At 74.3% G+C, this 13679-nt stretch carries 7 protein-coding genes; all 7 read left to right on the top strand.

Annotated elements, in window-relative coordinates; all coding sequences use genetic code 11:
• Positions 1-58 precede the first annotated feature (58 nt).
• On the top strand, positions 59-667 hold the full coding sequence (locus GA0115242_RS11310; protein ID WP_093827239.1) for a TetR/AcrR family transcriptional regulator: 609 nt from the start codon (positions 59-61) through the stop codon (positions 665-667).
• 119 nt (positions 668-786) lie between these two features.
• The gene (locus GA0115242_RS11305; RefSeq protein ID WP_093827237.1) at positions 787-1827 is read left to right on the top strand and encodes an MBL fold metallo-hydrolase; all 1041 of its coding nucleotides are present in this window, start codon (positions 787-789) and stop codon (positions 1825-1827) included.
• A 135-nt stretch (positions 1828-1962) separates the two neighbouring features.
• Positions 1963-3240, top strand: coding sequence for an NAD(P)/FAD-dependent oxidoreductase (locus tag GA0115242_RS11300; protein ID WP_093827236.1), 1278 nt, complete (start codon positions 1963-1965; stop codon positions 3238-3240).
• Between the two features lie 99 nt (positions 3241-3339).
• Positions 3340-4593, top strand: coding sequence for a cation:proton antiporter domain-containing protein (locus tag GA0115242_RS11295; RefSeq protein ID WP_093827234.1), 1254 nt, complete (start codon positions 3340-3342; stop codon positions 4591-4593).
• 68 nt (positions 4594-4661) lie between these two features.
• Positions 4662-7424, top strand: coding sequence for a BREX system ATP-binding domain-containing protein (locus tag GA0115242_RS11290; RefSeq protein ID WP_093827232.1), 2763 nt, complete (start codon positions 4662-4664; stop codon positions 7422-7424).
• 51 nt (positions 7425-7475) lie between these two features.
• Positions 7476-9119, top strand: coding sequence for an NAD(P)/FAD-dependent oxidoreductase (locus GA0115242_RS11285; RefSeq protein WP_093827230.1), 1644 nt, complete (start codon positions 7476-7478; stop codon positions 9117-9119).
• A gap of 294 nt (positions 9120-9413) precedes the next feature.
• Positions 9414-13679 (top strand): type I polyketide synthase (locus GA0115242_RS11280; RefSeq protein ID WP_141721575.1); only part of this gene is annotated, 4266 nt, incomplete at its 3' end.

The raw sequence follows: 13679 nt of genomic DNA, 5'->3' as shown, positions 1-13679 counted from the left end.
TGGATTCTTCGTGGCGTGCATGGTCTGAGACGGTGATACCGAGAGGTTGACTGCGTAGATGTACGAGACGCGAGAGAACCGGCAGACCGGATCCCGGCCCATAGGGCGGCCGCGCAGCCACCACGCGGACGCCGCCATCATCCAGGCCACGGTCACGCTCCTGGGCGAGACCGGGTTCCAGGGGCTGACGATGGACCAGGTCGCCCGCCGCGCGGGCGTGGGACGGGCCACCGTCTACCGGCGCTGGGGCTCCAAGGAGGAGATGATCATCAGCGCGCTGGACACGCTGATGGCCGACTTCGACGTCGAGGCGACCGGCGATCTCCGCGCCGACCTCCTCACCATGACGCGCTGGCTCCGGGACGGCCTCCTCAACGCACCCGAGGGACGCCTCCTGCCCCATCTCGCGGCTCAGGCCGTCAGCGACCCCAACTTCCCGTCGAGTCACATGGACAGCTGGGTCTGTCCCTGGCGCGACGCCGTCGAGGCCGTCTTCGTGCGCGCCCGGGAGAAGGGCGAGGTCCGCGCGGACGTCGACCTCATCGGCGTGGTCGACATGCTCGCCGGCGTGGTGATCCTGCGCCTCTTCCTCGGCCAGGGCAAGCCGCTGACCGACGGCCAGATCCACGACATGATCGAAGCGGTGCTCGGCGGCGTCCTGCAGTGACCCCCGCCCGCCGCTGACCCCTTCCCGTGGCCGCGACCGGCCCCGCCCGACCTCCGCGCACCCGAGTGCCCGGGGCGGGTCGGGGCCGGTCGCCGTTCTCCCGACCGCAGGAGACCTCCATGACCACCCCCGCCCGTCCGCCGCTGTCACCGCCGCGCCCCCTCGGGGAGCCGCGCGAGTGGCCCGCCTCCTTCGCCGACCGGCTCACCTCCCCGCTGCCCGGGGTGACCGACTTCCTCCGCCTCGCCCTGCGCGGCCAGCGGCTGCGCCCGCCCGCGCGCACCCTGGACCAGCTCGCCCGGCTGCCCGTCGACCCCGCCCCGGTCCCCGAGGTCGCGCCCGGCGACCTGTCCCTCACCTGGGCCGGACACGCCAGCTTCGTCGTCCGGATCGGCGGACTCACCGTCCTCACCGACCCGGTGTGGTCGCGCCGGATCGTCGGCACCCCCGAACGCGTCACCCCGGTCGGCGTCCCGTGGCCCGAGGTCCCGCACATCGACGCGGTCGTCATCAGCCACAACCACTACGACCACCTCGACGCCGCCACCCTGGACCGGCTGCCGCCCGGCACCCCGCTGCTCGTGCCCGCCGGACTCGCCGACTGGATCAGACGGCGCGGGTTCACCGAGGTCACCGAACTCGACTGGTGGGAGGCGGTCGAACTGCCGGGACCGCTCGGCCCCGTCCGCTTCGACTTCGTCCCCTCCCACCACTGGAGCAGGCGCGGACTCACCGACACCTGCCGCAGCCTGTGGGGCGGCTGGATGCTGACCGCGCCCGGCGGGCCCCGGGCGTACTTCGCGGGCGACACCGGGTACGGGCACTGGTTCGGCGAGATCGGCCACCGCTACCCGGACATCGACCTGGCGATCCTGCCGATCGGCGCCTACGAGCCGCGCTGGATGCTGCACCCCGTGCACACCTCGCCCGAGGAGGCGGTGCGAGCCTGCGAGGACCTCGGCGCGCGCATCCTGACGCCCATGCACTGGGCGACCTTCCTGCTCTCCGCCGAGCCCCCGCTGGAGCCGCTGAGCCGGGTGACCGCCGCCTGGGAGGCGACCGGCCGGCCCCGCGCCGACCTGTGGGACCTCGCCGTCGGGGCGTCGCGCGTCCTGCCCGCAGGCGGACAGAGCGCGCCTTGCGGAATTCCCTTTCTGTAGATGTCGTAGAGGACGTATCCAGAACCGCTACAGACCTTCTGTAGACGGCCCCCGGCAGACTGTCGAGGCGCGACAGGGCGGCGGATCGCACACGCCGGATCCCGCGCGCTCCAGGGTCTACGGGAAGGTCTCAGCATGCCGTCACGTCCTTACGGTATTTCCGCCGACTACGACGTCGTCATCATCGGAGGAGGCCCGGCCGGAGCCACGACGGCCGGTCTCCTCGCCCAGAACGGCCACCGGGTACTGCTGCTCGACCGGGAGCGTTTTCCGCGCTACCACGTCGGTGAATCCCTCATTCCGGCTTTCATGAAGCCGATGGACGAACTCGGGCTCACCGAACGCATGGACCAGCGCGGTTTCGAGCGGAAGTACGGCGGCAGCCTCGTCTGGGGCAACAACCAGGTGCCGTGGAAGTTCAGCTTCCTCAAGGGCAAGTACCCCTACGCCTTCCACACCCGCCGCGCCGACCTCGACGCGCTGATCCTCGACCGCGCCCGCGAACTGGGCGTGCACATCATCGAGGACGCCACCGTCAAGGAGCCGATCGAGGAGGACGGCCGCGTCGTCGGCGTCCGCTACGCCCTGCGCGGCATGGACGGCCTCCGCGAGGTGCGCGGCGGGCTCGTCATCGACGCCTCCGGGCAGGCCCGGGTGCTCAGCCGCCGCTACACCGACGTGAAGTGGCACGACGCGCTGCGCAACGTCGCCGTGTGGACGTACTACGACAACTGCGAGCGCCTGGAGGGCGACGAGTACACCAACATCCTCATCGAGGGCCTGGACGGCGGCTGGTTCTGGGCCATCCCCCTCGACAAGGGGACCGTCAGCGTCGGGTACGTGACGCGGGTGGCGAGCGCCGGGGAGTCGGGGCAGGCCCTCGAAGACCTGTTCCACGCCCAGCGCGACCGCACCACCAAGCTCAGGAAGATGCTCGCGGGCGCCCGCCAGTCGGCCGGGTTCCGCACCGCCCGCGACTGGTCGTACCACTCCGACCGGTTCTACGGCGACGGTTGGGTCCTGGTCGGGGACACGGCGGCCTTCGTCGACCCGCTGTTCTCCACCGGCGTCGCGCTGGCCTGCATGGCGGGCAGCACCCTCGCCAAGATCGTCGACCAGATCATCAGGCACCCCGAGATCGAGACGAAGGCCCTGGACCGGTACGCCACCGCGTACTCCGGATTCTTCGACGAGATCCGGGAGTTCGTCGAGCGCTTCTACGACCAGACGAAATACAAGGAGTTCTACCACAGCCTCGCCCAGGAAATGATCGACCCGGAGCACGAGCGGAAGCCCGCCGACGACTTCGTCACCCTCATCTCCGGACTCAGCGGAAATCACCCGCTGTTCCAGATCACGCTGGACGACCTGATCCCCGACCCGTCGTCGGAATCGGTACCGGCACAGAACTGAGCGGAATTCCGGGGCGGCCGTCGCCACGGACAGCACGGCCGCCCCGGAAACCCATCCACGCGGCGCACGTCAGTCATCACAAGCGGGGGCACGGAGGAAATGAGCAGTCATCAGTTGCAGATCCTCTTCCTGGATCTGGCGATCATTCTCGTCATGGCGCGGGGGCTCGGACACCTCGCGTCCCGTGTGCACCAGCCACCCGTCGTCGGGGAGATCCTCGCGGGCGTGCTGCTCGGACCGACCCTGCTCGACGGGGCGCTGAGCGACACCCTCTTCCCCGACGACGTGCGCCCCGTCCTGTCGGGCGTGGCCAACCTCGGCGTCGCCCTCTTCATGTTCCTGGTCGGCCTCGAACTGGAGGCCGCCACCATGAAGGGCCACGGCCGGGCGACCGTGGCGGCGGCCGTCGGCTCCACCGCCGTGCCCTTCGTCTGCGGCGTCGCGCTCGCCTTCGCCCTGCTCCCCGGGCACGAGATCCGCGACCGCTCCACCTTCGTGGTCTTCATCGGCCTCGCCGTCTCGGTGACCGCCTTCCCGGTCCTCGCCCGCATCCTCACCGAACGCGGCCTGAGCCGCACCACCATCGGGGGCATCGCCCTGGCCACCGCCGCCTTCGTCGACGTGGTCGCCTGGTCGGGACTGGCCGGGGTCAACGCCTCCATCGGCGCGGGCGGCAGCCACTGGCGCGTCCTGCTCCTGATGCCCTACCTGGCCGCCATGGTCCTCGTCGTCCGCCCGCTGCTGCGCCGCTACCTGGTGCCGGGCGACGGCGCCGCCGAACCGGGACCCGTCAAGTTCGCCGTCGTCCTGGTCGGCGCGCTGCTGTCGGCCGCGGCCACCGAGGCGATGGGCATGCACCACATCTTCGGCGCCTTCCTCTTCGGCCTGATCGTGCCCCGCAAGGGCGCCCGCGCCCTGCGCGCCGACGTCCACGACCGCACCGGCCACCTCACCGCGGTCCTGCTGCCGGTGTACTTCGTGGTCGCCGGGCTCCAGGTGGACCTCGGCGGGATCGGCACCGCCGGACTGCGCGAACTCGCCCTCATCCTCCTCGTCGCCGTCGTCGGCAAGTTCGGCGGCACCTACCTGGGCGCCCGGGTCGCCAAGCTCCCGCCCCGCTCCGCCGCCACCCTCGCGGCCCTGATGAACACCCGGGGCCTCACCGAACTCGTCATCCTCGGCATCGGCCTCCAACTCGGCCTGCTCGACAACGCGTTGTACTCCCTGATGGTCGTCATGGCGGTGGTGACCACGGTCATGACCGGCCCGCTCCTCAGCCGCATCGGCGCCCGGGGCCCGGCCCCCGACACCGGCACCGACGCCACCCGCGAACGCGTCGGCGCCGCGCCCTAGACACACCGCACGGCGCGCACTCGGCACGCCCGCACCGCACGGGAACAGGGAGCGAAAGGAACCCAGGCATGCACTTGGTCGAGCGGGACCGGGAGCGGACCGCACTCACCGACATGATCCAGCGCGCCGCCCGGGGCGAGGGGCAGGTCGCGCTGATCACCGGCGGCATCGGCAGCGGCAAGACCGCCCTGCTCGCCGAGGCCGCCGAGGAGGCCAGGCGCCGCGGCTTCGACGTCCGGTGCGCCACCGCCTCGCTGGCCGAGCGGCAGACCCCGGGCGCCGTCCTCGGCCAGCTGACCCGCGGCCTCGGACCGGTGCCGGGAAACCTCCCCGCACCGGCCGGTACCGGCGCCCGTGACACCCTCGCCCGGCTCGGCCCCGAGAGCCTCGACTCCGCGGTGTCCCGCGCCCTGCTGCGCCTGTGCGCCGACGTCGAACGCCGGGCCCGCCGCACCCCGCTGCTGCTGTGCCTCGACGACGTCCAGTTCATGGACGAACTCTCCCTGCACTGGCTGCTGCTGCTCATCAGGCGGCTGTCCGACGCGGCGCTCGCGCTGGTCCTCACCGAACGCGGGCTCTCCCGCCCCGCCGACCCCCGGCTCCGCGCCGAACTGCGCCGCCGCCCCGAACACCGGCCGCTCGCCCTGCCCGCACTCTCCGTCGACGGGACCGCCGCCGTCCTCGCCCCGCACGTCGGCGACCGCCTCGCGCCGCTGCTCGCCGCCGAGTGCCACGCCGTCAGCGGCGGCAACCCGCTGCTCGTCAGGGCGCTCGCCGAGGACAGCAGGCACGGCGCGGCCGACCCCGGGACCACCACCGAGCGCCTGGTCGTCGGTGACGCCTTCGCCGACGCCGTCACCGGCTGCCTGCACCGCGGCTGGCCCGCGCTGCTGCGGATCGCGCGGGCGCTGGCCGTCCTGCGCGACGACGCCCCGGCGGACACGACCGTCGCCCGGGTCGCCGACGTCGAGGACACCGTGCGCGTCCGCGGCCTGCGCGCCCTGGAGGACGCCGGACTGCTCGCGGGCGGACGGCTGCGCCACCCGGCGACCGCCGCGGCCGCCCTCGCGGGCTGCACCGGGCAGGAGCGCGCCGCGCTGCACCACAGGGCCGCCGAACGCCTCTACGAGCAGGGCGCACCCGCCGTCCGGGTCGCCCACCACCTCGTCGCCGCCGGAACGGGCACCGCACCCTGGGCCGGGGACCAGCTCAGGGAGGCCGCCGAACGCCATCTGGCCGCCAGCAGGCCCGCGTCGGCCAGGCCCTGCCTCGAAGCAGCCCTGCGCCACTGCCGCGACGACGGCGAACGGCTGCGCCTCAAGGCGCTCCTCGCCGGCGCCACCTGGGTCCTCGACCCCACCATGGGAGCCCGGCACCTGGTGGAGCTGGCCGGTGCCCTCAGGGACGGACGGCTCCCCGACCAGTACGCCGTGATGCTCGCCAAGTACCTGCTGTGGCACGGGAAGTACGTCGAGGCGGCGGACGCCGTGGAGCGGATCGGACGCCGCGACGCCGCCGTCACCGACCCGACCGCCGCCGCCGAGGCCCGCGCCACCCGCGAACTCCTCTCCGTCACCTACCCCGGCCTGGTCCCCGGCGGCCGCCCGGCCCCCGCCCGGGTCGCCTCCGCCGGTGACCCGCGCACCCGGGGCGCGGCGGCGCTCTCGGACGTCCTGCGCCACGGCCCCGACCGCCGGGTGGTGGAGTCCGCCGAGGCCGCCATGCGGGCCATGAGCCTGGGCCGCACCACCCACGAGTGGCTGACCTGCGCCGTCTCCGCCCTGCTGTTCGCCGACCGGACCGCGTCCGCCGCCTCCTGGTGCGACCACTGGCTGGCCGAGGCACGGGCCCGCCGGGTCCCGCTGTGGATCGCCGAGTTCTCCTCCCTGCGGGCCGGTGTCGCCCTGCGCCAGGGACGCCCGCGCGAGGCCCGCGAGCTGGCCGAGACCGCCCTCGCCCGCATCCCGGTGGAGAGCTGGGGCGTCTGCATCGGCGGCCCGCTGGCCAACCTGATCCAGGCGAACACCGACCTCGGCGACCACGAGGCGGCGGCCGGATACGTCGAAATGCCGCTCCCGCAGGGCCTGTTCGACAGCCGCTTCGGCCTCTACTACCTGAACGCACGGGGCCACCACTACCTCGCCACCGGGCAACCCCGCGCCGCCCTCGACGACTTCGTCAACTGCGGTGCCCTGATGCGGCGCTGGCGCTTGGACCAGCCGTCCCTCATCCCCTGGCGGTCCGGCGCGGCCCACGCCCACCTCGCCCTGGGCGGCACCGCGCGGGCCCGCGCCCTGGCCGCCGAGCAACTGCGGCTGACCGGCGGGGCGCTGACCCGCACCCGGGGCCTCTCCCTGCGGGTCCTCGCCGCCGTCGGACCGCCCTCCCGGCGCGGCGCGCCGCTCAGGAACGCCGTCGCCCTCCTGGAACGGTCGGGCGACCGCCTCCAGCACGCGGGCGCGCTCGCCGAACTGGGCCTCACCCACCTGCGGGCCGGACGCGCCGAGACGGCGGCCGAACTGGTCGACCGGGCCGCGGAACTGGCCGAGGAGTGCCGGGCGCCGCACCTCGCGGCCCGCTTCCGGGACATCCTCCCCGCCCACCGCGCCCTCTCCGCCGCCGCGGCCCCCCGGGACCAGGGCCTCGACCTGCTGAGCCCCGCCGAGCGGCGCGTCGCCTCGCTCACCGCCCAGGGGTTCAGCAACCGCGAGATCTCCGCCCGGCTCGACGTCACCGTCAGCACCGTCGAACAGCATCTGACCAGGGTCTTCCGCAAGCTCGGGGTCCGTACCCGGGGCGAGCTGCGACAGCCGGGGGCGCTCGCCGGGTGACCCCCGGTCCCGGCGTCCACCACCACCCATCCCAGGAGGATCAGGAACCCTATGAAGCACACCGACCGATACGATGTGGCGATCCTCGGCAGCGGCATGGCCGGCGGGATGCTGGGCGCGGTCCTGGCCCGCAACGGCGTGCAGGTGCTGCTCCTCGACGCCGGCACCCACCCGCGGTTCGCGGTGGGGGAGTCCACCATCCCCTACACCTCCGGGATGACACGGCTGATCGCCGACCGCTACCAGGTCCCCGAACTGCGCGCCCTGTCCAGCTTCAAGGGCATCCGCGACCACGTCTCGCGCAACTGCGGGCAGAAACAGAACTTCGGGTTCGTCTACCACCGCGAGGGCGTCCCGCAGGACCGCCACGAGATCAACCAGCTCGTCGTGCCCTCCGTGCTGCGCACCGAGACCCACCTCTTCCGCCAGGACATCGACGCCTACCTCTTCCACGTGGCCGTGAAGTACGGCGCCCACCCCCGCCTCAACACCCGCGTCGTGGACATCGAGACCGACCCCGCCACCGGCGCCGTCCTGCGCACCGACGGCGGCGAGGAGTTCCGCGCCCGGTACGTCGTCGACGGCAGCGGCTTCCGCTCACCGCTCGCCGAGAAGTTCGCCCTGCGCGAGACCCCCACCCGCGCCAGGACCCACTCCCGCTGCCTCTTCACCCACATGACCGGCGTCGAGCCGTTCGACGACGCGCCCGCCGCCCGCGGCCACGACCAGCCCAACCCCTGGCACCACGGCACCCTGCACCACGTCTTCGACGGCGGCTGGCTCTGGGTCATCCCTTTCGACAACCACGCCGACTCGCTCAACCCGCTGTGCAGCGTGGGCCTCACCCTCGACCCCCGCACCCACCCCAAGGACGACCGCACCCCGCAGCGGGAGTTCGACGACTTCCTGGCCCGGTTCCCGGAGATCGCCCACCAGTTCCGCGAAGCGCGCGCCGTCCGCCCCTGGGTGTCGACGGGACGGCTCCAGTACTCCGCCAAGCAGGTGGTCGGCGAGCGGTTCTGCCTCACCTCGCACGCCGCGGGCTTCATCGACGCCCTCTACTCCCGCGGCCTGACCAACACCATGGAACTCGTCAACGCCCTCGGCTGGCGCCTCATCGCGGCCAGCAGGGACGGCGACTGGTCCATGGCACGCTTCGGCCACCTGGAGGACCTCCAGCAGGGCCTGTTCGACTTCCACGACGACCTCGTGCACAGCTCGTTCGTCGGATTCCGCGACTACGAGCTGTGGAACGCCGTCAACCGCACCTGGATGCTCGGCACCATGCTCGGCAACGTCATGCTGGAGGACGCCTACTACCGGTTCGAGCGCACCGGCGACGACCGCGTCTTCCGCGAGCTGGAGGAGCACGGCAGCCCCGGCTCCCCGCTCCCGGTCAGCGCCGGGTTCACCCGTATGGGCCCCTTCACCCGGGAGCTGTGCCAGGCCGTCGAGGCGGGCACCGAGACCCCGGGGGACGCCGCCCGCAAGATCCTCGCCTACATCGGGGACGCCGACTTCATCGCGCCGTCCTTCCGGTTCGGCGAACGGGACACCCGCTGCTTCGCGATGTCCCCGGCCAAGATGGCCATGAACGCCCGCTGGTGCCGCAGGGACGCGCCGCCCGAGATCGGCTCCCGCATGATCAACGCCAGCAAGGGCCTGGTCAGGATGCGGCTGCGGGCCGGCAGGTAGCCCACAGGCGGCGGGAGCGACCCGCCCGGGGACACGGCACGCGCGGGCATCCCGGCGCGCGCCGCCCCCGCCCCGTACACACCCCCTATGCCCCTGTCAGGGGGTGCCGGGAGGACCCCCCGCCGTGGCGGACAGGGGGTTCTCCCGGGTCCGGCGCCCTTCCTAGCGTGGGACCGCACCGTCCACGGACATCCGCTCCCGGCCCGGGACCGTCGAGATCCGTGACGCCGCCGTCCGCACCCAGCCGGGACCCGGGCGGCGCCCGGCCACCCTCTCCGGACGAAAAGGCAGCCCATGACGAACGCGCAGTCCACCACCGGTGCCGAGGAACCGATCGCCGTCGTCGGCATGGCCGGCCGCTTCCCCGGCGCGCCCGACGTCGACAGCCTCTGGACGCTCCTGATGGACCGGCGGGAAGCCGTCCGCCCCGTCCCCGCCGACCGCTGGGACGCGGCACTCCAGCACGACCCCAGGCTGCGCGTCCCGGCCGTCGGCGGCTTCCTCGACGACATCGACCTCTTCGACGCCGGGTTCTTCGGCATCTCCCCGCGCGAGGCCGCCGCCATGGACCCGCAGCAGCGGCTGCTCCTCGAAGTCGGCTGGCAGGCCCTGGAGGACGCCGGACAGCGCGCGAGCGACCTCGCGGGCACCCGCACCGGCGTCTACGTCGCCACCGTCTGGCACGACTACGAGCTGCTGCGCCGGGCCCGCGGCGCCGGGCACACCGCGCACACCCTCGTCGGCTCGGGACGGGACATCCTCGCCAACCGGCTCTCCTACTTCATGAAACTCCGCGGCCCCAGCCTCGCCGTCGACACCGGCTGCTCCTCCGGCCTCGTCGCCCTCGACCTGGCCGCCCGCGCCCTGCGCGCCCACGACATCGAGGCGGCCCTCGTCGGCAGCGCCAACCTGATGATGGACCCGCACGTCAGCGTCGGCCTCACCCACTTCGGCGGACTCTCGCCCGACGGACGCTGCGCCTCCTTCGCCCGGTCGGCGAACGGCTTCGTCCGCGGCGAGGGCGTCGCCGCCGTCTGCCTCAAGACGCTCTCCCGCGCCCTGCGCGACGGCGACCGGGTGCACGGCGTCCTGGTCAGCACCCTCACCAACAACGACGGCGGCGGGGCCAGCCTCGTCAGCCCCAGCCAGGAGGGCCAGGAGGACCTGCTGCGCCGCAGCTACGGCCCCCGCACCGTGCCCGCCACCGCCCTCTCCTACGTCGAGGCGCACGGCACCGGCACCAAGCGCGGCGACCCCACGGAGGCCGGTGCGCTCGGCACCGTCCTGGGCCGCGCCCGCCCGCACGGCGACCCGCTGCCGATCGGCTCGGTCAAGACCAACATCGGTCACCTGGAGGGGAGTTCGGGGCTCGCCGGGCTCATCAAGGTGCTCCTCTCGCTGCGCCACCGGATCGTCCCGCCGTCCCTGCACGCCGAGGAGCTGAACCCGCGCATCCCGTTCGACGACCTCAACCTCACCGTGGTCCGCGAACCCCTCGCCCTGCCCGCCGAGGGCCCCGTCCACCTGGGCGTCAACTCCTTCGGCTGGGGCGGCACCAACGCCCATGTCGTCGTCGCCTCACCGCCGCCCGCCCCGCCGTCCGCACCCGACCCCGACCGCGCCCGGGACACCGCGCTGCCGCCCGTCGTCACCCTGTCGGGCCACCGCGCCCCGGTGCTGGCCCGGCGGGCGGCCCAACTGCACGACGCGCTGCCCGCCGCAGGTCACTCCGCCGCCGCGCTGGCCGGCACCCTCGCCTGGCACCGCGACCACTTCGCCGAGCGGGCCGCCTTCGTCGCCGGGGACCTCCGGCAGGCAGCCGCCGGACTCACCGCGCTCCAGGACCCCGGCACCCCTGGCGACCCGGACACCGTCCTGGTCACCGGACGGGCCGTCCCGCGCGGCCGCACCGCCTTCGTCTTCCCCGGCCAGGGCTCCCAGTGGCGCGGGATGGGCGTCGACCTCTACCGGGACAGCCCGCGCTTCGCCGCCGTCGTCGACCGGTGCGCCAAAGCCCTCGCCCCGCACGTCGACTGGGACCTCACCGACGTCTTCGTGCCCGGCGCGGGACCCCTCGGCGACACCTGGACCACCCGCACCGACGTGCTCCAACCCGCCCTGTGGGCCATGTCCCTGGGGCTCGCCGAACTCTGGGGCGCCGCCGGTGTCGTGCCCGACGTCGTCCTCGGCACCAGCCAGGGCGAGATCACCGCCGCCACCTTCGCGGGCGCCCTCTCCCTCGACGACGCCGCCCTCCTCCTCGCCCGGCGCGGCGCGCTGATCACCGAACGGGTCAGCGGACGCGGCCTCATGCTCGCCGTCGACCTCGACCGCGAGGACGCCCTGCGCGCCCTGGAGGGCTTCGAGGACGAGGTCTCCTTCGCCGCGCACAACGGCCCCCGCTCCTGCGTCCTGGCCGGGGACCGCGACCACGTCCTCGCCCTGAAGGAACTCCTGGAGGCCGAGGGCACCTACTGCGCCCTCGTCGGCATCGACTACGCCTCCCACAGCGCCACGATGGGCGTCCTGCGCGACGACCTGCTGACCGCCCTCGCCCCGATCCGGCCCACCGAGGGCACCGTCCCGCTGATGTCCATCGTCGAGGGCGCGATCGTCGACGGCACGTCGCTCGGACCCGGCTACTGGGTCCGCAACCTGTGCGAGCCCGTCGAGTTCGTCGCCTCGGCGGCCGCCCTCTTCGACAGCGGCGTCACCCACGTCGTCGAGATCAGCCCCCACCCGGTGCTGCACCCCGCGCTGGAACAGCAGGCCGCCGACCGCGAGGAGCCCCTCGCCCTGCTCACCACGGTCCGCCGCGGCCACGCGGGCGTCCGCGACGTCGCCCAGGCGCTCGCCCGCGCCTACACCGCGGGACTCGAACCCTTCGGCACCCTGCCCCGGCACACCCATGTCCCGGTGCCCTGCTACCCGATGGAGCGCGAGAGCTTCTGGCCCGCCGACGGCCACCGCCCCGCCCACGGCGCCGTCCAGGGCCTGGAGGCACCCCTCACGCCCGCGCCCGGCCGGGCCGGGGTGTGGCACGGCAGCCTCGAACTGTCGCCCGCCGCCCAGCCCTGGCTCCCCGACCACCGGCTCTACGACACCGCGCTCCTGCCCGGCACCGGCATGCTCGCCCTGGCCCTGCACACCGCGCTGGCCCGCACCGGCACCCTGCCCGCCGCCCTGCGCGACGTCCGCTTCCGCAAGGAGGTGACGGTCGGCGAGACCCCGCTCAGGTTCACCACCGAGTGGCGGGACACCCCCGGAGGTGGCGCGTTCCGGCTCCTGTCGCTACCCGAGGGCGCCCCCGCCTGGGACGCCGTCGCGTCGGCCGACGTCCGCACCGGGCCCGACGTCCCGGCCCCCGACGTCCCCGCCCTCCCCGACTGGGGCGACGACGCGCCCGCCGAGGACCCGGCCGCGTTCTACCGCCGCTGCGCCGCCCGCGGCCAGGTCTACGGACCGGCGTTCCGCACCGTCCACGCCCTGCGCCGCCACCCCTCCGGCGACGAGGCCCTCGGCGAGATCCGGCTCCCGGACGACCTCGGGGCCGGACTGCGCCCCCGGGTCCCGCACCCCGTGCTCTGGGACGGCGCGCTCCAGGTGGCGCTGCTCCTCGACGACGGCACCGCACCGCTGATGCCGGTCGCCGTCGACGCCGTCCACCTCCTGTCCGCGGGCCCCGACCCCGTCACCGCGCTCCGCTCCCACGTCCTGCGCCGCCCCGACGGCCTCCTCGACGTCCGCGTCCACGACGGCGAAGGCCGCCCGCTGCTCGTCATGGCGGGCCTCCTGCTGCGGCCCCTGCCCGGCACCGACCGGCACGGGCCCGACGCCGACCGGCTGCACCACCTGCGCTGGACCGACGTCACCGACACCGGGCGGGCCGACCGGGCGGGCGCACCGGCCGGGCGCTGGACCGTCTGCGACAGCACCGGCGGCGCCCACGACCTCGTCGACGCGCTGCGCGCGGCGGGCGCCGAGGTCACCACGGTCGGCGACCTCACCCACCCGCAGGACGCGGTCACGACCGCCGGCGGCGCCCCCGCCGACCACATCGTCTTCCTCGCGCCGCGCGCCCGCGTCGGCACCGACGCCCAGCAGCGCGGACTCGCCCACCTCACCTCCCTGGTCCGGGTCTGCTCCGCGCTGCCCGCGCTGCCCCGGCTCACCGTCGTCACCGACCGCGCGCAGAGCGCCGTCCCCGACGACACCCCCGACCCCGGGGCCGCCCTCTACTGGGGATACGGGCGGGTGCTGCAACGCGAACACCCCGAACTGCGGCCCCGGCTCCTCGACATCGACACCGCGGGCCCCGACTGGGCACCCGCCTGCTCCCTGGCCCTGCTCGCGGCCGCCGACGACCAGCTCGCGCTGCGCGGCGACCGGTGGCTGGCCGCCCGGATCACCCGGACCGGCCCGCACGACCCGGACGGTGACGACGGGACCTGCCCCGCACGCCCCGCCTGGCGCACCGGCAGCCGCCCCCACCGCCTCGGCGCCGCCCGCGGCGGCCCCACCGGCACGGCCGAGTTCCTCCCGCGGACCCCGCCGTCGCCG

Source organism: Streptomyces sp. SolWspMP-5a-2 (genome assembly GCF_900091845.1).
GTDB lineage: Bacteria > Actinomycetota > Actinomycetes > Streptomycetales > Streptomycetaceae > Streptomyces > Streptomyces doudnae.
This window is presented reverse-complemented; position numbering and strand designations above follow the sequence as displayed.